The organism is Microbacterium sp. ACRRU, from assembly GCF_022346945.1.
GTDB lineage: Bacteria > Actinomycetota > Actinomycetes > Actinomycetales > Microbacteriaceae > Microbacterium > Microbacterium mcarthurae.
Genome location: NZ_JAKRNI010000004.1, coordinates 84,000 through 105,835 on the forward strand (window position 1 = coordinate 84,000; position 21,836 = coordinate 105,835).

At 70.2% G+C, this 21,836-nt stretch carries 20 protein-coding genes and 2 tRNA genes; 10 read left to right on the forward strand and 12 right to left on the reverse strand.

All coding sequences use genetic code 11. From position 1 onward, the window contains the following. Positions 1-32: 32 nt before the first annotated feature. Positions 33-281 (forward strand): acyl carrier protein, encoded by a 249-nt coding sequence (locus tag MHY30_RS04100; protein ID WP_128216336.1) that lies wholly within the window; start codon positions 33-35, stop codon positions 279-281. A gap of 64 nt (positions 282-345) precedes the next feature. Beyond that, positions 346-1,584 carry a beta-ketoacyl synthase gene (locus tag MHY30_RS04105; RefSeq protein WP_239275317.1) on the forward strand — a complete coding sequence of 413 codons (1,239 nt, stop codon included), beginning with the start codon at positions 346-348 and terminating at the stop codon, positions 1,582-1,584. A gap of 143 nt (positions 1,585-1,727) precedes the next feature. Here the strand turns inward: MHY30_RS04105 and MHY30_RS04110 are convergent, their stop codons facing one another. From MHY30_RS04110 to MHY30_RS04120, 3 genes are all read right to left on the reverse strand, one after another. Then, the gene (locus MHY30_RS04110) at positions 1,728-2,231 is read right to left on the reverse strand and encodes a DUF3145 domain-containing protein (RefSeq protein ID WP_239275319.1); all 504 of its coding nucleotides are present in this window, start codon (positions 2,229-2,231) and stop codon (positions 1,728-1,730) included. 117 nt (positions 2,232-2,348) lie between these two features. Further along, on the reverse strand, positions 2,349-3,179 hold the full coding sequence (locus tag MHY30_RS04115; protein WP_239275321.1) for a hypothetical protein: 831 nt from the start codon (positions 3,177-3,179) through the stop codon (positions 2,349-2,351). A gap of 165 nt (positions 3,180-3,344) precedes the next feature. Further along, positions 3,345-3,671: an ATP-dependent DNA ligase gene (locus MHY30_RS04120; RefSeq protein WP_239275323.1), complete on the reverse strand. Its 327-nt coding sequence runs from the start codon at positions 3,669-3,671 to the stop codon at positions 3,345-3,347. Positions 3,672-3,933: 262 nt separating this feature from the next. Here MHY30_RS04120 and MHY30_RS04125 point away from each other — a divergent pair, with 262 nt between their 5' ends. Further along, positions 3,934-5,337 carry a hemolysin family protein gene (locus tag MHY30_RS04125; RefSeq protein WP_239275325.1) on the forward strand — a complete coding sequence of 468 codons (1,404 nt, stop codon included), beginning with the start codon at positions 3,934-3,936 and terminating at the stop codon, positions 5,335-5,337. After that, positions 5,334-6,341, forward strand: a complete 1,008-nt coding sequence (locus MHY30_RS04130) for a CNNM domain-containing protein (protein ID WP_239275327.1) — start codon at positions 5,334-5,336, stop codon at positions 6,339-6,341. Before MHY30_RS04125 ends, MHY30_RS04130 begins: the two co-directional genes overlap by 4 nt. A 12-nt stretch (positions 6,342-6,353) precedes the next feature. Here MHY30_RS04130 and MHY30_RS04135 read toward each other — a convergent pair whose 3' ends face one another. Both MHY30_RS04135 and MHY30_RS15300 read right to left on the reverse strand, forming a co-directional pair. Beyond that, positions 6,354-7,220: a zinc-ribbon domain-containing protein gene (locus MHY30_RS04135; protein WP_239275328.1), complete on the reverse strand. Its 867-nt coding sequence runs from the start codon at positions 7,218-7,220 to the stop codon at positions 6,354-6,356. A 104-nt stretch (positions 7,221-7,324) separates the two neighbouring features. Continuing rightward, entirely contained in the window at positions 7,325-8,152 is an 828-nt protein-coding gene (locus MHY30_RS15300) for a LuxR C-terminal-related transcriptional regulator (protein ID WP_239275329.1), read from the reverse strand. 109 nt (positions 8,153-8,261) lie between these two features. On the opposite strand from MHY30_RS15300, the gene hxlB reads away from it, so the two are divergent. Together hxlB and hxlA are read left to right on the forward strand one after the other, a co-directional pair. Further along, on the forward strand, positions 8,262-8,834 hold the full coding sequence (gene hxlB / locus MHY30_RS04145) for a 6-phospho-3-hexuloisomerase (protein WP_239275330.1): 573 nt from the start codon (positions 8,262-8,264) through the stop codon (positions 8,832-8,834). Between the two features lie 60 nt (positions 8,835-8,894). Continuing rightward, the gene (gene hxlA / locus MHY30_RS04150) at positions 8,895-9,533 is read left to right on the forward strand and encodes a 3-hexulose-6-phosphate synthase (protein WP_239275332.1); all 639 of its coding nucleotides are present in this window, start codon (positions 8,895-8,897) and stop codon (positions 9,531-9,533) included. 72 nt (positions 9,534-9,605) lie between these two features. On the opposite strand, the gene MHY30_RS04155 is transcribed toward hxlA, so the two are convergent. The 3 genes from MHY30_RS04155 to MHY30_RS04165 form a co-directional block, all read right to left on the reverse strand. Beyond that, positions 9,606-9,788, reverse strand: a complete 183-nt coding sequence (locus MHY30_RS04155) for a zf-TFIIB domain-containing protein (protein WP_239275333.1) — start codon at positions 9,786-9,788, stop codon at positions 9,606-9,608. Positions 9,789-9,937: 149 nt separating this feature from the next. Further along, positions 9,938-10,011 (reverse strand) — tRNA-Ile (locus tag MHY30_RS04160). Between the two features lie 117 nt (positions 10,012-10,128). Continuing rightward, a complete protein-coding gene (locus MHY30_RS04165) occupies positions 10,129-11,091 on the reverse strand; it encodes a DMT family transporter (RefSeq protein WP_239275334.1) in 963 nt (320 codons plus the stop codon). A gap of 41 nt (positions 11,092-11,132) precedes the next feature. Here MHY30_RS04165 and def point away from each other — a divergent pair, with 41 nt between their 5' ends. Then, positions 11,133-11,699, forward strand: a complete 567-nt coding sequence (gene def / locus MHY30_RS04170) for a peptide deformylase (RefSeq protein WP_239275335.1) — start codon at positions 11,133-11,135, stop codon at positions 11,697-11,699. 6 nt (positions 11,700-11,705) lie between these two features. On the opposite strand, the gene MHY30_RS04175 is transcribed toward def, so the two are convergent. Continuing rightward, the gene (locus MHY30_RS04175) at positions 11,706-14,123 is read right to left on the reverse strand and encodes an acyltransferase family protein (protein ID WP_239275336.1); all 2,418 of its coding nucleotides are present in this window, start codon (positions 14,121-14,123) and stop codon (positions 11,706-11,708) included. A gap of 90 nt (positions 14,124-14,213) precedes the next feature. Next, the gene (glsA, locus tag MHY30_RS04180) at positions 14,214-15,146 is read right to left on the reverse strand and encodes a glutaminase A (protein WP_239275337.1); all 933 of its coding nucleotides are present in this window, start codon (positions 15,144-15,146) and stop codon (positions 14,214-14,216) included. A gap of 98 nt (positions 15,147-15,244) precedes the next feature. Here glsA and MHY30_RS04185 point away from each other — a divergent pair, with 98 nt between their 5' ends. From MHY30_RS04185 to MHY30_RS04195, 3 genes are all read left to right on the forward strand, one after another. Next, positions 15,245-15,400 carry a hypothetical protein gene (locus MHY30_RS04185; RefSeq protein ID WP_239275338.1) on the forward strand — a complete coding sequence of 52 codons (156 nt, stop codon included), beginning with the start codon at positions 15,245-15,247 and terminating at the stop codon, positions 15,398-15,400. Between the two features lie 106 nt (positions 15,401-15,506). Then, complete coding sequence (locus MHY30_RS04190; RefSeq protein ID WP_239275339.1) at positions 15,507-16,529, forward strand: LacI family DNA-binding transcriptional regulator; 1,023 nt, start codon at positions 15,507-15,509, stop codon at positions 16,527-16,529. A 149-nt stretch (positions 16,530-16,678) separates the two neighbouring features. Beyond that, positions 16,679-20,710 (forward strand): endo-1,4-beta-xylanase, encoded by a 4,032-nt coding sequence (locus MHY30_RS04195; RefSeq protein WP_239275340.1) that lies wholly within the window; start codon positions 16,679-16,681, stop codon positions 20,708-20,710. 205 nt (positions 20,711-20,915) lie between these two features. Here MHY30_RS04195 and MHY30_RS04200 read toward each other — a convergent pair. After that, positions 20,916-20,988 (reverse strand) — tRNA-Asn (locus MHY30_RS04200). Positions 20,989-21,050: 62 nt separating this feature from the next. Continuing rightward, positions 21,051-21,824: an ATP-binding cassette domain-containing protein gene (locus tag MHY30_RS04205; RefSeq protein ID WP_239275341.1), complete on the reverse strand. Its 774-nt coding sequence runs from the start codon at positions 21,822-21,824 to the stop codon at positions 21,051-21,053. Positions 21,825-21,836: the final 12 nt, after the last annotated feature.

Genomic DNA, 21,836 nt, shown 5'->3' on the forward strand with positions numbered 1-21,836 from the left:
CCCCGGGTCCGCCCCCAACAACAGGAGAAATCATGGCATTCACCAACGACGAGGTTCTCGCCGGCCTTGCCGAGCTCATCACCGACGAGACCGGCATCTCGGCCGACGAGGTCGCCCTCGAGAAGTCCTTCACGGACGACCTCGACATCGACTCGATCTCGATGATGACGATCGTCGTCAACGCCGAGGAGAAGTTCGGTGTCACCATCCCCGACGACGAGGTCAAGAACCTCAAGACCGTCGGCGACGCCGTCACCTACATCTCGTCGAACCAGTCCTGACCCTCCCGGTGGGGGCTCCGGCCCCCACCGGTCACGACCTTCCGGCCGCACCAAGGATCACACCATGAGCACACCCCGCATCGTCGTCACCGGCATCGGTGCCACCTCGCCCATTGGCGGGACGGCTCCCGAGAGCTGGTCCGCGCTGCTGTCCGGTGCCTCCGGCGCACGCACGCTCGAGCACGAGTGGGTCGAGCAATACCAGCTGCCCGTCACGTTCGCCGCCGAAGCGCTCGTCCGTCCCGACACTGTTCTCGAGCGTCCCGTCGCCAAGCGACTCGATCCCTCGTCGCAGTTGGCGATGGTCGCGGCGAAAGAAGCGTGGGAGGACGCGGGCAGCCCGGAGATCGACCCCGACCGTCTCGGTGTCGACTTCGCCACGGGCATCGGTGGTGTGTGGACGCTCCTCGACGCGTGGGACACCCTTCGCGAGAAGGGCCCGCGTCGCGTCATGCCCATGACGGTGCCGATGCTCATGCCCAACGCCGCCGCCGGCAACCTGTCGCTGCACTTCAACGCCCGCGCGTTCGCGCGCACCGTGGCGTCGGCGTGCGCGTCGAGCACCGAGTCGATCGTCAACGCCGTGGAGCACATCCGCGACGGGCTCGCGGACGTCGTGATCGCCGGTGGCACCGAATCGGCGATCCACCCGATCACCATCGCGTCGTTCGCCTCGATGCAGGCGCTGTCCAAGCGCAACGACTCCCCGTCGACCGCCTCGCGCCCGGGAAGCATCGACCGCGACGGTTTCGTCATGGGCGAGGGCGCGGGCGTGCTCATCCTCGAGACCGAGGAACACGCCAAGGCCCGCGGCGCCAAGATCTACGCCTCGATCGTGGGCGGCGGCGTCACGGCCGATTCCTACCACATCACGGCCAACGACCCCGACGGGCGCGGAGCCGCTCGCGCGGTGCGCATGGCGCTGGAGATGGCGGGGGCATCGCCCGACGACGTCACGCACATCAACGCGCACGCCACGTCGACCCCGGTCGGCGACCCGAACGAGTACCAGGCGCTGCGCGCGGTGTTCGGCGACCGCGTGGACGAGATCCCCGTCTCGGCGACCAAGGCATCCACGGGTCACCTTCTCGGGGGTACCGGTGCCCTCGAAGCGATCTTCACGGTGCTCGCGCTGCAGAACCGCGTCGCCCCGCCCACGATCAACATCACCGAGCAGGATCCTGAGGTGCCCTTCGCTCTGTCGGGCGACCCGGTCGAGCTCGGCTCCGGAGACCAGCTGGCGATCAGCAACTCGTTCGGCTTCGGCGGGCACAACGCCGTCGTCGCGATCGCGTCCGTCTGATCACGGCCGAACGCCCCCGGCATCCCCCGACTGCTGCGGGGATGACGGGGGCGTTCGGTTTTTCATCGGGTCAGGGATACGCGGTCCCGGTACCGGGAAGTAGTCACCGGCCTCCGGTAGTGGCGCCTCCCCCACCCGACATCTCAGCCGACTTTGTGCAGCCAGACGATGCGCTGCTCGTCGCCGGCGTGGCGGAAGGGCTCGAGTTCCTCGTCCCACGCGGAACCCAGGGCCACATCGAGCTCGCGCTGGAGCTCGAACGCGTCGCCGGCGGCGACCTCCATCGCGTAGCGCACACGGTCTTCACCGATGACGACGTTGCCCGCGGCATCCGTCTGGGCGTAGTGGATGCCGAGCCCCGGCGTGTGCATCCAGCGACCGCCGTCGCTGCGGGGCGTCGGATCCTCGCTGACCTCGAAGCGGAGGTGCTCCCAGCCGCGGATGGCGCTGGCCAGAGCAGCGCCGGTGCCGACCGGGCCCTCCCAGTAGAACTCGGCGCGTCGGCTGCCATGGAGGACCGGCTGATCGGCCCAGTCGAAGTTGACCGCACGGCCGAGAGCGCGTCCGGCCGCCCACTCGAGGTGGGGGCACAACGCGCGCGGCGCCGAGTGGATCAGGATCACTCCGCGCGAAGACGTGGTCGCCATGGTCTCTCCTTTGTCAGGTACGTCTTCCCCTACGACCTGAATGAGAGCGGTGGCGGCTGTTCGGTTGTCTCGGTCATTATGGCTCGTTGATAACGAAATCACAACACTGTGATTCCGTCAGGCGAACCAGAGCTGCCAGTACAGCGCGAAGTTTCGATTGCCATACGATGAGCAGGTGTCACCGGCGCCCCACCGCGCGTCGATCGCGGCGGCGTTCGGCTGATACGGGGTGTAGTTGTACAGGGCGGCCGTGGCGTGATTGCGGATCTCCACATCCGTTCCGCCGCATGCCGGGTCCGGCGAGTAGGCGATGTAGTGCGTACCGGGCTGGCGCATGAAGTCCGATGCCCGGTAAGTCTTCAGGTCTGTGGCGCCCTGAGCCACCTGCGCCGCGAAGCCGGAGCGACCCGGATCACAGGGTGCGTCGTCGGGGCATCGTGCCCCCATGGCCGCCCCGAGGGCTTCCGCCGAGGGCGCGCGAGCGAGGCGTCCCGCGACCAGGCTCTGCTCCTTCTGCAGAGTGACGAGGAGCACCTTGGCGGAGATGCCGCACGCCCGCTGCACGCGGTCGATGATCTGGGCCGCGGTCAGTTCGCCGCCCTCGTACGCCTCGCAGACCGTCTCCCCCGTCTGCTCCGACACGATGGCGCCGCGTTCCTCCAGCGGGACGCGAAGGACGTTGAGACAGGAGTCGTTGGCGCACTCCCCGATCTGCTCATCGAGGAACCGTTGGATGTCATCGGCATCCATCGCGTCACCGTCGTAGAAGGCCCCGTCGTCGATGAGGAAGCCCGGGTCGAAACCAGCGAGATCGATCGACGCGCGGCGGTTCTCGGCGTTCCAGGCCGATACGACGTGGACGAGCGGAATGACCGCCGCGACGACCAGCCCGACGACGACGACGGCCAGGGCTCCGACGGCGACACGGCGCCGTCGGAGCTGGCGCACGCGGGCAGGAATGCGGCGCGGCCTGCGCGCCGCGGAGCCGGATGAGGCTGGTCTGGCACGGCGGTTCGGCGAACGGGTCGGGCGTCCTGCTCCGGTTCCCTGCTTCGCCATGACTCGATCGTGCCGTACACCGCTGACCGCGTGCTGGACGCGGGCGGCGGCGGGTTACCGGGCCGGGCGCGCCGGCGCCGACGGGGCGGCGGCGATCCCGGAACCGGACAACGTCAGACCGTCGGGGCCGCTCGCGTCGTGCATCATCTGGTCGACGAGCTCACGGTCGATCGCCGGCTCGCGCCCGCCGTAGAACTGCAGGACGAGGGCGTTCGAGGCGTGTACCCAGAGACTCGCCTGACGCACCCCCTCATTGACCGGAACCTGGAGCATGAAGCCCTCGTTCCGGCGCAGCTTGTTCATGATCACGATGCGCAGATGCGCGAGCAGTCGGTCGTCGATATCGAACGAAGCCTTGTCGCGATAGATGAGGCGTCCCACAGCTGGTCCATTTCCGGCGCGCTGAAGCGCACCTGTCGAGCAAAGGGCGGGACCACGCCGGGAAGCGAGGCAATGCGGGGGCCTCTATTCTGCCATTCCCGAGCCCCCGCGTGCACCACAGCGGATTCAAAGACGACGCCGATATGGTCCTCCTGAAACTGACGACCCACGAGAGAGAATCCCCCGTGAGCCATCCCCGCACCTCCCCCGACCAGGAGGGCCGATCTTCGAGCCCTCTCGATTCGAGAGGGGGTGAGATCCGATGCTCGCGGCGCTTCTGACGCTCCTGCTGGGCATCATCGTGACTTTGGCGATCATCGCGGCCTGCGGCTTCTTCGTCGCTCAGGAGTTCGCGTACATGTCCGTCGACCGGTCGCGGTTGGCCGCGCGGGCCGAGAAGGGCGACGCGCAGGCCAAGCGCGTGCTGGCGATCACGCAGCGGACGTCGTTCATGCTGTCGGGAGCGCAGCTCGGGATCACCGTCACCGGCCTGTTGATCGGGTACGTCGCCGAGCCGCTGATCGGTGCGTCCATCGGGACTCTGCTCGGGGGCGTCGGGATCGACCCCGGTGTCGCGGTCGCGATCGGTACGGCCGGCGCTCTCCTCCTGGCCACGATCGTGACGATGATCTTCGGCGAGCTCTACCCCAAGAACCTCGCTATCGCGAACCCGGAGCCGCTCGCGCGCGCCCTCGCGGTGCCGACGCGCCTCTACCTGCTCGCCTTCGGCTGGCTCATCACGGTGTTCGACATGGCGGCGAACGCCCTCCTGCGACTCGTGCGTATCGAGCCGCTCGAAGACGTCGACGAGAGCGCGACGGCGCGAGATCTCGAGGCCATCGTCGAGGAGTCTCGGGCCAGCGGTGATCTGCCCGACGACCTGTCGATGATCATCGACCGCATCCTCGACTTCCCGCGACGCGACGTCGAGCACGCGATGATCCCCCGCTCCCAGGTGGGATCGGTGCGACCCGACACCACGGTGGCAGAGGTTCGCAGCCTCATGGCGACCGGCCACACGCGATACCCGGTCATCGGCGACGAGGACTCCCCGGTGGGGGTCGTCGAACTGATCGACCTCCTCCGTGAGAATCAGGATGCCACGGCCCCGGTGTCGTCGGTCATGCGTCCGGCCGTCGTCCTGCCCACGTCGATGCTGCTGCCGGTCGCCCTCGACCGCATGCGGCAGAGCCGCAACGAGCTCGCGTGCGTGGTCGATGAGTACGGCAACTTCGACGGCATCCTGACGATCGAGGACCTGACGGAGGAAGTCATCGGCGAGCTGTCCGACGAGCACGATCTCGACGTCGACGAGGTCACCTCCGTCGGCGAGGCCGCGTGGACGGTACCCGGCGACCTGCACCTCGACGAGCTCGAACGCCTCATCGGACACGACCTCCTCGACGGCGACACCGAGACAGCGGCAGGCCTCGTGATCGAGGCGCACGGCGATCTGCCCGCCGTCGGTGCCGTCGTGCGCATCGATCTGCCCGAGCGGACCGGTGAGGTGGTGCAGGGGCTGCACCTCGACCGGTGGCTCGAGGTCGAGGTCGCCGAGGTGGACCGGCACGTTCCGTCGCAGCTCGTCGTGCGCCTGCACGAGGTCGATCGGGACGCCGAGACCGCCGTGCACGACCAAGCGAGCGATGAGGAGGTGGCGCGATGAGCTGGTGGGTCGTAACCCTCGTCACTGCGGCGCTCATCGTCGCCAGCGCATTCTTCGTCATCGTTGAGTTCGCCCTGCTCGCTGCCCGTCGCCACCGACTGGAAGAAGAGGCGGCGACCAGCGCCTCTGCCCGCGCCGCTCTGCGCGGCGTCAACGAGCTCACCGTCATGCTGGCGTTCGCGCAGCTCGGCATCACCGCGTGCACATTCCTTCTCGGGGCGATCACCAAGCCCACGATCGACTACGCCCTGGCGCCGGTGTTCGAACAATGGGGACTCCCCTACGTTCTCGCCGACGTCATCGCCTTCATGCTGGCGCTCATCGTCGTCACCTTCCTGCACCTCGTGATCGGCGAGATGGCGCCCAAGTCGTGGGCGATCGCCCATCCCGAGACCGCGGCGAAGGCGACCGGCATCCTGGCCCGCGCCCTCACCTGGCCGCTGCGTCCGTTCCTCCTGTGGATCAACCGCATCGCGAACCGTCTGGTGAAGGCCTCGGGTGTCGAGCCGGTCGAGAAGGCCGCGGCGGGCGGTCAGGACGCCGATACGATTCGCGAGCTCGTGGCGCACTCCCGGCGCGCGGGCACTCTCGACGAGCAGTACTCCGCTCCGATCGCTCAGGCGATCGAGCTGAGCACGCTGACCGTCGGCTCGGTGGTCCGCATTGACCGGACGCCGACGGCGGTGGCGGCGGATGCCACGGCGGCCGACGTGCAGAAGGCGGCGGCGGCATCCACGCACCTCCGGATCCTCGTGGGCACGGGGCCGTCGGCGAGGGTCGCGCACGTGCGCGACACCCTCGATGTGGACCCGTCGACTCCGGCCGCCGACATCGCGCGGGATCCGCTCGTGCTGGCACCGGATGCCTCGGCGTACGACGCTCTCGCCCGGATGCGTCGCAGCCGCGTGCAGCTGGCCACGGTGGTCGACGGCGGCCGGCTCCTCGGGGTCGTCACGCTCGACGATCTGCTGCGGCGGATCCTTCCGGGGGTGGGCGCGGCCTGAGCCGCCCCCGGGTCACCGCACGTACGCGTCGACGAGGAGCGCGCCGCGAATGCTCCGGAACGTGTCAACCAGCCGGTCGAGCGCGCCACGGTTCCAGGTGGAGAGCTGCAGATCGTAGGGGCCGAGCGGCTCGAGCTTGCCGGTGCGGAGGCGTACGACCTCCCACCCGACGGCACGGAGGGCACGGTCTTTGCGGCGATCCGCCTGCTCACGCTGGCCGACGTGCTCCAGCCCGTGCCGGCCGATCGAGTCGTACTCGACGGCGATCCGGAGTTCGGGCAGCACCAGATCGGGCCAGATCTCGACGTGCTGGAAGAACGGCCGCGAGACTCGGACGGCGGTGAGCCCGCGTGTCAGCGCGAGCCGCCCGAACAGGTCGGCACGGATGCGGTCTTCCACCGCGGACGCCGGCCGGGGTGCGCAGACCGAGACGAACGCCTCGCCGGGCGGAAGCGCCGGGGTCTTGTCGCACAGCGCCGGCGTTGGGCGGGGTCGTCGCGCACGCAGCACCCCGCCTTTCGCCCGCGCGGGCTCATCGACGGAGTCGCGCATCGGCAGCGCCACGACCCGGGTCGGTGCGGCGAGCTCGCTGCACTCCGGGCACCACGCGCTGCGTCGCCGTTCGCGACCGGGGTGAGACCGCTGCTCGGAAGGAGTGGCGGCGAACCGGTGTCCGGCATCGCACTGCCACAGAAGCAGGACGTCCGCGGCGGGCGGCACCTGGCTGAGTGCGATCCCGGCGTTCAGGTCGGGGTGATACTGCCGGATGAGCGCCGGGAACGCCGCCCACGCCTCGCGGTATGCCCCGACGGCATACGGCACATCGACGCCCTTCGACCACTGCCGTCGTGCCCACCAGGCTTCCACTCGTTCCGCCACGCGATGACGCTAGCGGCCCCCTCCGACACGACCCCGGGAGACGGCATCCGTTCGCCGACGGCAGGAGCGCGGGGCGATCGTGTCCGGCCACCGTGTTGTGCGTCTCACCCGCGCGCGGCGGCCGCGGCGAGCTCGGCCCGGGTGCGCGCACCGTGTTTCCGAAGCAGGTTCGCCACGTGGTACTTCACCGTGTTCAGGCTGATCCCCAGGCCCTCGGCGATCTCGCGGTTGCCGACGCCGGTCGTCACGAGGCGCAGCACGTCGCGCTCGCGCGCGGTGAGATCGGAGTCCGTCGTCGCATCGGCCGTTCGAGGCGACGGATCCAGGGGCAGGACGATGTCGAGCGTCGAGCCCCAGCCGAGGGTGGATGCCACGGAGAGCGAGCCCTCGAGGGCGACGACGCGCTCCGCGATCGGGCGGATGGCATCATCGTGCGCGTCGAGCGTGCCGGCGCCGTCGTCTCGCACCTGCATGAGCAGGTTTCGACCGTCGCAATCCCAGTGGATGCGCACACGACGGGCGACGCCGTCATCGACGAGCGCGAGCACGGCAGTCCGTACGATGGCGCGGGCACTGTGAGCGACATCGCCGGGGAGGGCGCGGCCGGTCGTCGGCGGCTCGACGAACTGCACGTCGAGGTCACCGAAGCGGACCAGGGGGCGCAGATCGGCGCGCAGACGAGAGAACGCCCCCGTCACCGGTTCCAGCAACGTGCTCCGCTGCCGATCCGTGGCCGTGCGCAACTCGATGAGGGCGGCCGAGGCGATCTCGACGGCCTCGGCGCGGGCCGCGGCGTCCGTCAACCGCGCCGACCGGAGGGCCGCGAGGATCGACTCGAGGGTCAGCGCGTGCCGGTCGGCCTGGTCGGCGAGGATGCGCGCGTGTTCGGATGCCGCCGAGCGACTTGCGTGGATGTCTGCGTCTGTGGCCACCCGATCGAACCTAGCCCTCCTACCCGACAGAACGGTCCCATCCGATCGGATGGGACCACCGCCTACCCGGGCAGCAGCGTCGCGGACGGATCACGGGGACGATCGACGCATGGCTTCCCTCACCGTCGCCGACGCCCTCGGCACGATCGACCGCGAACTCCGCGACGTCACCGCCGCGCTGCGGCAGGCCGACCCGCAGCCGTTCGAGAGCGCGCTCAGACTTCTGAGCGACGCCGAGCGCGTCTTCGTGCACGGGGCGGGGAGATCCGGACTGGCGCTGCGCTCGACGGCGATGCGGCTCATGCATCTCGGGCTGCGGGTCCACGTCGTCGGCGAGGTCACGACGCCGGCGATCCGTCGCGGCGACGTGCTCCTCGTGGCCAGTGGCTCGGGCACCACCGGCGGGATCGTGCAAGCGGCCCGAACGGCTGCCGATGTCGGCGCGCGCGTGCTCGCGATCTCGACGACGGCCGAGGCGCCCCTATCCGACATCGCCGAGACGACCCTGGTCATCCCGGCGGCGACGAAAACGGATCGCTCGGGCACGGCATCCGCTCAGTACGCGGGAAGCCTGTTCGAGCAGGCGGTGGCGATCCTCGGCGATGCCCTCTTCCACACACTGTGGCAGCGCAGCGGCCGCTCCGCCGACGACCTCTGGCCCCGCCACGCCAACCTCGAGTGACCCGCGCCCTCGAATGACCCGCGCCGAAGATCCGGCGCCCACCCACCGAAAGGACACCCCATGCAGCTTCAGTTCGCCATGGACACACTGACCATCGAGCACGCCCTCGACCTTGCGGGCAAAGCCGCGCCCCACGTCGACGTCCTGGAACTGGGAACCCCGCTCATCAAGAGCGCGGGGCTCTCGGCCATCACCGCGATCAAGGAGGCTCACCCCGACAAGATCGTGTTCGCCGACCTCAAGACGATGGATGCCGGTGAGCTCGAGGCCGACATGGCCTTCCAGGCGGGGGCCGATCTCGTGACCGTGCTCGGCGTCGCCGGTGACAGCACCATCGCCGGAGCGGTGAAGGCTGCGACGGCGCACGGAAAGGGGGTTGTCGTCGACCTCATCGGCGTCTCCGACAAGGTCGCGCGGGCGAAGGAGGTCACCGCCCTCGGTGCCGAGTTCGTGGAGATGCACGCGGGTCTCGATGAGCAGGCGGAGGACGGCTTCACGTTCGAGACGCTGCTGCGCGACGGCGAGGCATCCGGGGTCGACTTCTCGGTCGCGGGCGGGATCACCGCGCGCACCGTCCGGGCCGTGCAGGAGTCGGGCGCCCGCGTCGCCGTGGCCGGAAGCGCGATCTACAGCGCCGAGGACGTGGCATCCGCTGCGGCGGAGATCCGCGCCGCCATGTCGGAGCACGCCGCGTCCTGACGCGGATGCTGGGAGGTGAGGGCTCGGTGCCGGGAGGCGCCGGGCCCTTCGGCGTGGTGCGTGACGTGCTGCCTAGAAGGCCCACCGGTCGTCGTCGCCGTCATCGGCACCGGCCGCTTCAGGCCACTCGAGCCGGAAGCCGCACTCGCGGCACTCATCGGCCCCGATGCCCTCGTCGAGCAGAGGATGCATCGTCACGCCGCACGACGGGCATATCGGCTGTGCATCCTCGTCGTGGGGGTCTCTGTAGATCATCGTCGCTCCGCTCGCACCGTGGGCCCCGAAGGTCGTGAGGCGCCGCCCGAGGAAACGTCGCCGTCGAGGCGACTGTTCCCGCATCGCCCGCCGCCGCCCCGGTGACAGCGGAAGGCCCCCACATCGCGGCGATGTCGGGGCCTCTGCCGTAGGGCGGGTGGGACTTGAACCCACGATCGTCGGGTTATGAGCCCGCTGCCTTGACCAGCTTGGCCACCGCCCCTCGATGCGTCCGAGCTTACCGGCATCCATTCCGGGCGCGTGGGCGTTCCGGCCGGCCGAAGGCACCCGAACGTAGGCGCTGGGCGGACGAACCCGGCCCGGCGCGAAGCGGCGCGGGTCAGTGCACCCGGGGCTTCTTCGGCTTGCCGTCGGCGGTGAGCTGGGGGTGGTGGCGCGTCAGCTGGATGACGCCCCACGTGGCGATGGCGCCGGCGATCGCGAAGCCGATCAGCGCCCACACCGGAGCGGTCGACGCCTCTCCGAGTACCGACAGGCCGATGAGCACGGCCACGATCGGGTCGATGACCGTGAGACCGGCGATGACCAGGTCGGGCGGGCCCACCGAGTAGGCCGTCTGCACGAAGTAGGCGCCGACGGCCACGGCGCCCAGCAGCGCCACGACGCACAGCAGCGTCAGCCACTCGAAGTTGCCCGCTTGGATGCGGCTGATGATCACCTTGGCGAGCGTCGCGACGAAGCCGTAGATGACGCCCGCGGCCATGATGTAGAACAACGCCTGGGCGCGGCGGCGGACGACCAGCCAGAAGACCGCGAAGACCACGACCACCACGGCCAGGATGCCGAGGATGATGAGCAGCTCGCGCGAGGTGACGATCTGCTCGGTGGCGAACAGCGCCGCGATCGTCACGAAGATGAAGATGCCGCCGACGCACGCGGCGATCGCGATGAGCGACTGGCGCGTCGGCTTGTGGCGCGACACCCGCGCGTTGAGCACGGTCGTGATGACCAGGGCGATCGCGCCCAGGGGCTGCACGAGGATCAGCGGCGCTACCGAGAGCGCCGCGAGCTGGCAGACGATGGCCAACCCCAGCATGATCGTTCCGGCGACCCAGGACGGGCGGGTCAGCAGCGACGTGACCTGCGACCGCGAGAGCCCGCCGGTCGTCTTGCCCGACAACCGCTCGACCTTCTGCACGCCGCGGTGCTGATACTGCGCACCGAACGACATGAACACCGCGCCGAGCAGCGCCAACGGGATCCCGAGCAGAATGCGAGGATCGCGGAAGACACCGACGAGCTGGTCGATACCGTCGGTGAGAGAGACATCGAGCGGGATCACCCTCCGACGATAGCCGCCGCCTCCCCGCTTAGGCTGGAGACGTGGCCGTTCTCCCTATCCGCATCATGGGCGATCCCGTGCTGCACGCCCCCGCTTCCCCCGTCGGCGAGATCACCGACGACATCCGCTCGCTGGTCGCCGACATGTTCGAGACCATGGACGCCGCCCCCGGCGTGGGCCTTGCCGCACCCCAGGTCGGGGTGGGTCTGCGGATCTTCACGTACTCCTACGAAGACGACGAGGGCGCGCCGTGGCGCGGGGTGGTCATCAACCCCGAGCTGTGGATCCGCCCGCTCGAACCGGGCTACCCCGACCCCGATGAGGAGTCCGAGGGATGCCTGTCCTTCCCGGGCGAACGGTTCCCTCTTCGCCGGTCCGACGCGGCGCTGCTGACCGGCGTCGATCTCGATGGGGAGCCCGTCCGTATCGAAGTCACGGGGTGGCGTGCCCGCATCCTCCAGCACGAGTTCGACCACCTCGACGGTGTGCTCTACATCGATCGCCTCGACGAGGAAGACAGCCGGGTCGTCGCGAAGATCGCGCGGAAGCGCAAGTGGGGCAAGCCCGGCGCGGCGTGGATGCCGGGAGTGGACGACATCGAGGCGTGAGCCGCGCTAGTACAAGCCTCGGTCCTGCAGCTCCCGCTGCAGGACGGGGGCCAGCCGTTCGGCGAACGCCGGGGTCAGGTGCGTCTCGTCGTATCGCACCGGCGTCTCGCCGGCGAAGGCCGGGCACACGTTCTCCCAGCACGTGAACGGGAGGGCGCTGATCGCGGTGTTGCCGGTGGCGGATGCCTCCGCCTCGGCGGACGCTTCCATCTGCGTCCACACGTCGTCGACAGCGGCAAGGCACGCGGACGGACCGGTGACCGGCGAGTAGCAGCGGTTCAGATCCGCCCCGTGGGGCGGGGGCGACAGGAAGACCGTCCGTCCCGGAGGCGCCCAGGGCCCGACCTCCGCGAAGGTCGCTGCCGCGAGGCGCGGTGCGTCGAGGGTCTCGCCGTCGACCGAGCGGCCGAGCGTGAACGCGTTGGAGACGATGACCAGATCGGCGGGGTCCGCGGCGATCATGGTCCGCACCTGCTCCTTGCGCGGCTCGCACGCCCCCGCGACCGCGGGATCGCGACTCTCGACCGTGACGTCGGTGAACCGGCATCCGTACATCCCGACCGTCGTGGCGCGCCACGTCCCGCCGCTGCGTTCCGCGAGGGCCGCGAGGGTCGGTGCGTACGCCATGGCGCTGGAGTCGCCGACGAGGTACACGTGACGCGGGGCCGCAGGGTCGCCGAACGTGCACCGTCCTGCGTCGGGAGCGATGTCGGGGGTGAAGCAGTCGTGAGCGCGGTTGTCGGACGACGACTCGCGGATGACCTCATCGAGGCCCGGGTGCAGCTCCGGCCAGCGGGTGGCGCTCACGGCCGCCGCCAGTTCGGCCTGCAGCGTCGGCAGCGCCTCGGCGATCTCGGCGGGGTCGGCCGAAGCGACGACGTTGATTCCGGCGAGCGGGAGCGTGGGCGCGCCGTACGCGGCGAAGACGCTCAGCACGGTGGCGCCCGCGCCGATCGTCAGCACCGCGGCGCCCCAGCCCATGCGTCCGGCGTATCGCTCGCGCCAGGCGCCCCACGTCGCGGGGCGTGGATCGGGTGAGCGGTCGTGGCTCCCGGGCGCGGGAGGGGCGGTGGACTCGGCGGCGACGGCGACGAGGAGCGGGGCGGCAGAGAGGACGGTCTGCTTCTCGACCGAAGCCGCACGCGGCGCCGCCGAGACCGTCTCCGTGCCGCGCGTCCCCGCGCCGGTCGCGGGCCGCGGGCGCGAACCCGGGTAGTAGCGCTGACCGGGCACCCATCCGGCGGGCCGGGATGCCACGGCCGCCGGCCGCTTGGGTGCCGCCGGAGCGGCCTCGGGCTGCTTCGCGAGCGGCGTCGAGGGCGCCTCACCGGCATCTTCTCGTGTGGCCTGTCGACGCTCCAGCCAGGGCGAGCGGTGGATCGGTTGCTCGACACAGAGGTACGTCGCGACGGTGAGCACCGCCGTGATGAGGAGCACGATCGGCATCCAGGCGGGTCCGGGGGGAAGCACGACACCGGCGAAGACGATCACCGGCAGATGCCAGAGGTACAGCGAATAGGAGACGTCGCCCACGGCCACGCTCAGCCGGTTTGTCAAGGGGAACAGGTGCCGGTGGCGCGGATCGCCGCCCACACCGCCGGCGATCACCAGTGCGGCGCCCGTCACGGGCAGAGCCGCCCACGGGGCGGGGAACGGCGAGGCGGGATCGATGAGGACGAACGCGGCAGCGATCAGGCCCACGCCCGCCCACGCGGACGTGACCCGCAGAGCAGCCGCCATCCGTCCGAGAACCGGAGCCATCGCCGCGAGGACCGCGCCGACAGCGAGCTCGCCGACACGCGCCAGCGTCGAGAAGTACGCGCCGGTGGGATCCTCCGCGGTGAGGTGAACGGCCGCGAGCGCCGATGCCACCGCGATGCCCCCGGCCATGATCGCGACGATCCCCCGTACCGCGCGTCCGCGACGTGCCGCTGCGGGAACGAGGGCGATCGCCGTCACCATGATCAGGGGCCAGGCGAGCGAGAACTGTTCCTCGATCGACAGCGACCAGAAATGCTGCAGGGGCGACACGTCATCCGAGGAGAAGTAGTTCCGACCCTCGAATGCGAAGCGCCAGTTGGAGACGAGACCGAGCGCCGAGAGCGCGTCCCCGAGAGTCTGCTCGGCGCGGGCGCGGTGAAAGACGAGGAACGCGACGGCGACCACCGATGCCAACACCAGCGACGCAGCGGGCAGAAGGCGCCGGACGCGCCGGGCGAAAAACGCACGCAGATCGATGGCGCCGGTCTCGCGCGCGTCCCGCAGCAGGAGGCCGGTCACGAGGAAGCCCGACAGGACGAAGAACACGTCCACGCCGGTGAAGCCCCCCGTGGGCCACCCGGTGAGGTGACTGGCGACGACGCCGAGAACGGCCACCGCCCGGAGGCCCTGTAGATCCAGGCGGGTGCGGCTCGGGGTGGGCACGGCTCGGGCTTCCTCTCGGGCCGTCCGGCGCGGCCGACCCGAGCCTAGTGGAACCGTTCCCACGACGCCGCGCGGCCCCGGGCCGGTAGGTCAGCGCTCCGCGAAGCTGTGCAGACCGAGGTCTTCGCTCAACCGTTCGCTGACGATGCGCCCTCGCACGCTCGTCCCCTGCGCGTCCAGGGGTGGGCTGACGACGGCCGCCCCGAGAGCTCCGCGAGCGGCGAGGACGATGGCGCCCGACACGCTCGACTTGGCGGGGATGCCGACCGCCCTCATCCACCTCCCGGACCCGTCGTAGACGCCGCACGTCGCCATGACCGACACGACGTCGCGTGCGACGCGGGCAGGAACGGCACGCTCACCGGTGCGCGGGTTGACGCCGGCGCCCGCGAGCGTCGCCCCCATGACGGCCAGGGTCTCGGCATCCACGAGCGTCGCGCACGCCCGTGCGTACACGGCGACCGCCTCATCGGCGCCCACCGACATGCTCCCCTCGGCCCGCATCAGGTGGGCGAGGGCGTGGTTCCGATCGCCGAGCAGGTGCTCGTTGTGGGCGATGTCCTCGTCGACCTCGAGGTCGCGCCCGGCGAAGGCCGCGAGCCCGCGCGCGATGCGGTCGGCGCGCGCCTCGGCGTCCGATCCTTCGACGAGCGAGGCCGTGAGCAGCGCGCCCGCGTTCACCATGGGGTTCGGCGGACGCCCGGTTCCGCTCTCGAGCTTGATGGCGTCGAAGGCCTCGCCGGTCGGCTCGATCCCCACGCGATCGAGAGCCTCGCCGTCGGTATCGAGCAACGCGAGGGCGAACAGGAAGGGTTTCACCGCAGACTGCAGGCTGAACGGCGCATCCCCCTGTGCGCTCGACCGCACCTCGCCGTCGGGGAGGGCGAGCGCGATCGCGCACAGGTCGGGATCGGCGTCCTCGAGCTGCGGAATGCTGTCGTCGACACGACCCTCCCGCTCCGGAAGCACTCTGTCGCGGAGCGCATGGAGATCGTACGCGCGGGGATCGGGTCCGGATGGCATGCCCCCAGCCTGTCAGGCCGACGGCGCGGGTGGGGCGGCGGGTGCGGGGGTTGTCAATGGCAGTGACGCCTCGGCCGAGGTGCTGATGCCCTGTGGTCATGAACGACAGAGAGCAGACGCCCATCGCGGATCCGGCTTCGCAGGAGACCGATCAAGACGACACGTCGATCGTGCCCGACATCGAGGCGGACCCCGCCGAGGCCGAGGAGCAGCGCATGGAGGGCGTCGACGAGGATACTCCCGGCCTGGGGTGACGCCACGCCGAGTGCCTGCCGGGCCCGGTGAGCGCCTCCGCGGGTGGCCGTGACCCGTTCCTGATCACTCCCGAAAGTTTCGCTGGAAGCGCGGTACGATCGCGGCATGAGTGCTGCCGCCGACGGGTCTCGCATCCGTCTTGCCGACATCGCCGCCGAGGCCGGGGTCTCCGTGGCGACGATCTCCAAAGTGCTCAACGGGCACGCCGACATCTCCCCCGCGACGCGTGCGCGCGTGGACGCCCTGCTCACCGCGCGGGGCTACACGCGGCGCCCCGTGGGTGAGAAGCCGCGGGGCGACCTGATCGAGCTGGTGTTCCACGAGTTCGAGGCGAGCTGGTCGATGGAGATCATCGCGGGGGTCGAGGAAGTGGCGAAACAGCGTGGTCTCGCGGTCGTCGTCTCGGAGAGCGGCGGGGCGCACGCGCTCGGTGAGGACTGGCTGGAGGGCGCCCTCCGGCGCCGTCCGGCGGGCATCGTGCTGGTGGCTTCGGCCCTGGTCGACCGTCAGCGGTTGCGTCTGGCCACGCGTGGCATCCCTCTCGTCATCGTCGACTCGGCGGGTGACCCGCCGGCAGACATCCCCTCCGTGGGCTCGGCCAACTGGGCCGGGGGTCTCGCCGCGACGAGGCACCTCATCGAGCTCGGGCACCGCAGGATCGCGGCGATCACCGGGCCCGGCGACATGCTGTGCTCGCTCGCGCGCGTCGACGGCTACCGCTCCGCCATGGCCAGCGCGGGCCTGGAGGTCGATCCGCGCTGGGTGCGCTTCGGCACGTTCTACGTCGAAGGGGGACGCGATGCGGCGCGCGAACTGCTGGCCCTGGATGACGCGCCGACCGCGATCTTCGCCGGGAACGATCTGCAGGCGCTGGGGGTCTACGACGCGGCCCGGGAGCGGGGCATGCGCCTCCCGGACGATCTGTCCGTGGTGGGCTACGACGACATCGCCCCCGCGCGCTGGGTGAGCCCGGCCCTCACGACGGTCCACCAACCGCTGCGACGAATGGGAGCCGAGGCCACGCGGATGGTGCTCGACGCCGCGACGCGAAGCTCCGGTGACGTCGTCCCGCGGGTCGATCTGGCCACGCACCTCGTGGAGCGCGGCAGCACCGCTCCCCCGCGCTGATGATCGACGGGGTGCGCACGGCCGCGAGATGGGAGCGCACCCACGGAACTTTCGCTTTGGTTTCGTAACGGTTGCGTAACCGGACGGCCGGAGACCCCCCTCCTCGCGCATAAGTTGTTCGCCACAACCAACTGCGCAAAGGAGCGCTCGTGCATCGACGCCTATCCCCTCTGGTCTCCCTCGCCGCCGTAGGAGCCCTCGTTTTCGGTGGAGCCGCGCCCGCGGTCGCCGCCCCGACCGTCATCACCTCCGTCGACTTCGAAGACGGAACGACCGGTACCTGGACCCGCAGCGGTGGGACCGACGACACCCTGACCGTGATCGACCTCGACGGTGAGAAGGTGCTCGAGGTCGCCGACCGCGACGCCGACTACGTCGGCATCCAGAGCCCGACCGGTATCTACGAAGCCGGCACGACCTACGACTTCTCCCTGCGGGTGCGCCTGGCACCCGGCACGCCGGACACCAGCGCCCGCGTGGTCATGAAGCCGGCCTACACCTGGATCGGCAACACCAGCGTGACGGCGACGGGGTGGACCACGATCTCCGGGTCGTTCACAGCCCCGGACGGCGACGTCTCGGGGTTGCAGGCGTACATCGGCACCTCCGACATCGCGGAAACGCCCGCGTTCACCTACTACGTCGACGACATCGTCGTGACCACCGCTGCCGCGTCCGGTGGCGGAGAAGTCCCCGACGTGGCACCGGGCGGTGCTGTTGATCCCACCGCGACCCCCGCTTCGGCGGCCCAGGGCACCGGCAACGTCGCCGCTCTCACCTTCGACGACGGCCCGAACGCCGGCACGACGCCCGCGCTGCTGGACTTCCTCGCCGAGAACGACATCCGCGCGGTGTTCTGCGTCATCGGCCAGAACATCACCGCTCCCGGTGGCGCCGACCTGCTCCGGCGCATCGTCGCCGAGGGACACGTGCTGTGCAACCACTCGACGACCTACGACGACATGGGTTCACTGATGCAGGACCAGGCCGCGACCCGCATGGCGGAGAACCTCACCATCATCCGCTCCGCGCTGGGTGACGCGGACTACCCCGTGCCGTTCTTCCGCGCTCCGAACGGTTCGTGGGGCAACACCCCCGAGGCTGCGGTCTCGCTCGGGATGCAGCCCCTCGCGGTGGTCAACACCATCGACGACTGGCAGACCCAGGACGTTGCGACGCTCACGGCGAATCTCCGCTCCGCGATCACGGCGGGACAGGTGGTGCTGGTGCACGACGGTGGCGGCGACCGCAGCGGATCGCTCGCCGCGGTGGAGACGGTCGTGACCGAGCGCCTCGCCGAGGGGTGGACGTTCACCCTTCCTGTCGGAGTTGCCGACGATGGCACCGGCGGGGCGCCGCAGCCCGGCGATGTCCTCATCGACACGGACTTCGATTCGGGAGATCTCGACGGCTGGTCGGCCCGGGCCGGATCGGACACCTCCGACCCGCAGGTGACCGTCGTCGACGGCGGCGCGGATGACACACCGTCCGCCGCCCAGGTCGCTGAGCGCACGCACGAGGGCGACGGCATTCAGCGCAGCATCGTCGGCATCCTCGAACCCGGCGCGACCTACGCCGTGAGCGCTGCCGTGCGTTTCGCGCCCGGAGCCGCGACGGGTCAGGGGCTCACGCTCTCGGCACGCACCGTCTCCGGCGGTACGCAGAACTTCGCCAACCTTCTTCAGATCGAGAACGCGACCGCCAGCGGGTGGACCACCGTGCGCGGCGAGTTCACCGTGCCGACCTACGATTCGGCCGCGGAGATCTACATCGAGGCCCGCTACAACAGCGGCAACACCTCGACGTTCCTGGTGGATCAGGTGCGGATCTCGGTTCCCGAGGACGCGCAGGTCGACACCAGCCTCACCCCGGTGAAGGACACGGTCGACTTCCCGCTCGGGGTGGCCATCGACTCGCGCGAGACGACCGGTGCGGCCGCGCAGTTGCTGCTGCACCACTACAACCAGATCACCCCCGAGAACCACATGAAGGTCGAGGCCTGGTACACCGGGCCGGGACAGTTCGCACGGAACGCCGAGGCGACCGCCCTGCTCGACTTCGCGCAGGCGGAGGACATCGGGCTGTACGGGCACGTGCTGGTCTGGCACTCGCAGACCCCGGCGTGGTTCTTCCAGGACGATTCGGGGCGCGAGCTGACGACGTCGGATGCCGACAAGCAACTGCTGCGCGAGCGCCTGCGGACGCACATCTTCGATGTCGCGGCATCCATCGCGGACGACTACGGACCCTACGGCTCGGACACGAATCCGCTCATCGCGTGGGACGTGGTCAACGAGGTCATCTCCGACCAGGCCACCCCGGACGGGCTGCGCACGAGTCGCTGGTACCAGGTGCTGGGCGAGGAGTTCATCCGGCTGGCGTTCCAGTACGCCGACGACGCCTTCAACGAGGAGTACGCGGCGCCCGGCACCGACCGTCCGGTCAAGCTGTTCATCAACGACTACAACACCGAGATCGACGCGAAGGGGGCGCAGTACGAAGCCCTCGTGAAGCGTCTGCTGGATGCGAACGTGCCGATCGACGGCGTGGGGCACCAGTTCCACACCTCGATCAACACCCCGATCGCCGCCCTGCGCGGAGCTCTCGAGCGGTTCGAGGGACTCGGTCTGATGCAGGCGGTGACGGAGCTCGATGTGACGATCAACCCCGCTGACGACCCCAACCGGGTGCGTCAGGGCTACTTCTACCGCGATGTGTTCGCCCTCCTGCGCGACTACCACGCGTCGGCTCCGGCGGCGGAGAAGATCTTCTCGGCCACGGTGTGGGGCCTCACAGACACGCGATCGTGGCGCGCGGAGCAGCAGCCCCTGTTGTTCACGGGCGGGTTGCAGCCGAAGCCGGCCTACTACGGCGCGATCGACGACGCCGAGGGGCTGCCCGCGTTGATCACGACCGCGAACGTGTTCGAAGGCGATGTGGAAGCCGATGCCGAGTTCACCGAGGCTCCGGAGTGGCGCAACCTGCCCTTCCACCCGCTGACCGAGAACGCCGGGGGGTGGCAGTCCCGGTGGAACGCCGATCACCTCGCCGTGATCGTGCGGTCGTCGGCGACGCCCGACCGTGTGGCGTTCACGTACGGAGACCAGGAGTACTTCTACGGTCCGGACGTTGCGGGATCGGTGCCGGGGGCGCAGACGGTCGTCGAGGGTGTCACCTACACCCTGGCCCACCTGCCGCACTCGGACGTGCAGGCGGGGCAGGGGGCCGACTTCGATGTGCGGCTGCTGACCGACGATCAGGTCGTCGGTGCGTGGAACTCCCCCGGCGTCACCGGGCGGCTCTCCTTCCTCGAGCCGCTGTCGTTCCTACAGGTGCCCGAGCTCGCGGCGCCGGCCGTGGACGGCGAGGTGGATGCCGCCTATGCCGACGCCGCCGTGGCGACCACCGCTCGCACGGTCGAGGGGTCGGCCGGCGGGGCGAGCGCCGAGGTCCGGACGCTGTGGCAGGGCAACACGCTGTACGCGCTGTTCGAGGTGACCGACCCCGTGATCGACCTGTCGGGCAGTGACCCGTGGCAGCAGGACAGCGTCGAGCTGTTCCTCAACCTCGGGAACACCAAGGCGGGGAGCTACGGCCCGAACGACACGCAGATCCGCATCTCGGCCGACAACGTGCTGTCCTTCGGTTCGGGGAACACCGCGGTCCAGGAGGCACGGGTGGCGGCGAGTGCGACGGCGCGCACCGCCGACGGGTACCGCGTGGAAGTCGCGATCGACCTGGTCGGCCAGTCGGGTGGACAGAGCAACGTCCCGCTCGGCGGCCTCGACACAGTGCACGGCATCGACTTCCAGGTGAACGATGGCCGACCCGAGGGGCGGTTCTCGGTCAAGACCTGGGCAGACCCGACCGGGACCGGCTACCAGACCACCGCGCGGTGGGGAGTCGCCGAGTTGGTCGCCGAGGTGACCGACCCGGGCACCGACCCCGGTACCGACCCGGGCACCGGCCCCGGTACCGACCCGGGCACTGCGCCGGGAACGGGCCCCGGCACAACGCCGCTCCCCGGAACGGCGACCGGTCCCCTGCCGCCGTCGCGCGGGTCGGCGGACGCGCTCGCCAGCACCGGTGGAACGGTGCCGCTCGGGGCTGTCGCGATCGGTGTCCTGATGGTGCTCGGCGGGGCCATCGTGGCCATCCGCCGACGGGGTCAGCGCGCCTGATCCTCCACGCGGACGGTCCGTGACCGGAGGGGGTGATCGCGTAAGCGGTCGCCCCCTTTGGCCGTCGCGGTTCCCGGCCGTGATCGACGAACACGCGACGAAGGCCCGGCGCAGCGCGCCGGGCCTTCGTGCAAGAAAAAGGTAAGGCCCGGGGTGGAAGCCCGGGCCTAGGTGAGAGCCGCGTTAGATGGACGCGGGTCTCTCGCTCCCCGGCTTGGACTCGAACCAAGAACCTATCGGTTAACAGCCGATTGCTCTGCCAATTGAGCTACCGAGGATCATGCCCCCCTACCGGCGGGCAACCAGACGATACTAACAGCACCGTGGCGCGGCGGAAAAATCAGCCGGCGGAAATCCGTCGGTCGGGCGCGCCGCCGGGAGTCCATTGCAGCTCTTCCGTGCTCGGACCGAACGCCACCACGTGACCGCCGCGCAGAACGAGCACATCGGCTTCCAGATCGCGCGGCGCGTCGGCGTCATTCGTCACCACGAACGCCGCCATCCCCCGTTCCTCACGGCGGCGCACGATGGCCGTGCGCACGGCCGCCCGCACCTCGACATCGAGGTTCGCGTACAGGTCGTCGGCGACGAGCAGACGCGGCTCGAGCACCAGCGATCGCGCCACCGCGACGCGCTGACGCATGCCGGCGCTGAGTTCGTACGGGTACTTCGGAGCGGTCCCGAGCGGCAACTCCATCTCGTCGAGCAGTGTCGCGACCCGGACGGCGAGAGCCCGCGCGTTGACGCGGCGATCGCGCGCGGTGATCGGCTCCGAGATGACCTCAGAGACGGTCAAGCGGGCCGGCAGGTTCGCCCCGGCGCCCTGCGGCAGGTAGCCGGTGTGGAAGGTCCACTCGCGCACCGCCCGCCCGGGGTGGCGTGCAGAAATGCCGTGCACGCGCGCGTCTCCCCCAACCACCGCGAGCCCTTCGTCGGGACGGCCCGCGAGAAGCGAGGCGAGCGACGTCTTCCCCGACCCGGTCGGACCCATGACGACGAGGCTGCGAGCCGCGGCGAGGGTCAGAGTGACACCATCGATCACCCGGACGCCGTTGCGGGCGAGCGAGAGGTCATCGGCGCGGATGGCGACAGCGGTGTCGAGGGACCGGGGCATGCTGACATCCTC

What these genes read in the sequence shown, in the direction of transcription:
- MHY30_RS04100 (WP_128216336.1), top strand. Translation starts at nt 33, where the DNA reads ATGGCATTCACCAACGACGAGGTTCTCGCCGGCCTTGCCGAGCTCATC.
- MHY30_RS04105 (WP_239275317.1), top strand. Translation starts at nt 346, where the DNA reads ATGAGCACACCCCGCATCGTCGTCACCGGCATCGGTGCCACCTCGCCC.
- MHY30_RS04110 (WP_239275319.1), bottom strand. Translation starts at nt 2,231, where the DNA reads ATGGCGACCACGTCTTCGCGCGGAGTGATCCTGATCCACTCGGCGCCG.
- MHY30_RS04125 (WP_239275325.1), top strand. Translation starts at nt 3,934, where the DNA reads ATGCTCGCGGCGCTTCTGACGCTCCTGCTGGGCATCATCGTGACTTTG.
- MHY30_RS04130 (WP_239275327.1), top strand. Translation starts at nt 5,334, where the DNA reads ATGAGCTGGTGGGTCGTAACCCTCGTCACTGCGGCGCTCATCGTCGCC.
- hxlB (WP_239275330.1), top strand. Translation starts at nt 8,262, where the DNA reads ATGGCTTCCCTCACCGTCGCCGACGCCCTCGGCACGATCGACCGCGAA.
- hxlA (WP_239275332.1), top strand. Translation starts at nt 8,895, where the DNA reads ATGCAGCTTCAGTTCGCCATGGACACACTGACCATCGAGCACGCCCTC.
- MHY30_RS04155 (WP_239275333.1), bottom strand. Translation starts at nt 9,788, where the DNA reads ATGATCTACAGAGACCCCCACGACGAGGATGCACAGCCGATATGCCCG.
- glsA (WP_239275337.1), bottom strand. Translation starts at nt 15,146, where the DNA reads ATGCCATCCGGACCCGATCCCCGCGCGTACGATCTCCATGCGCTCCGC.
- MHY30_RS04185 (WP_239275338.1), top strand. Translation starts at nt 15,245, where the DNA reads ATGAACGACAGAGAGCAGACGCCCATCGCGGATCCGGCTTCGCAGGAG.
- MHY30_RS04190 (WP_239275339.1), top strand. Translation starts at nt 15,507, where the DNA reads ATGAGTGCTGCCGCCGACGGGTCTCGCATCCGTCTTGCCGACATCGCC.
- MHY30_RS04205 (WP_239275341.1), bottom strand. Translation starts at nt 21,824, where the DNA reads ATGCCCCGGTCCCTCGACACCGCTGTCGCCATCCGCGCCGATGACCTC.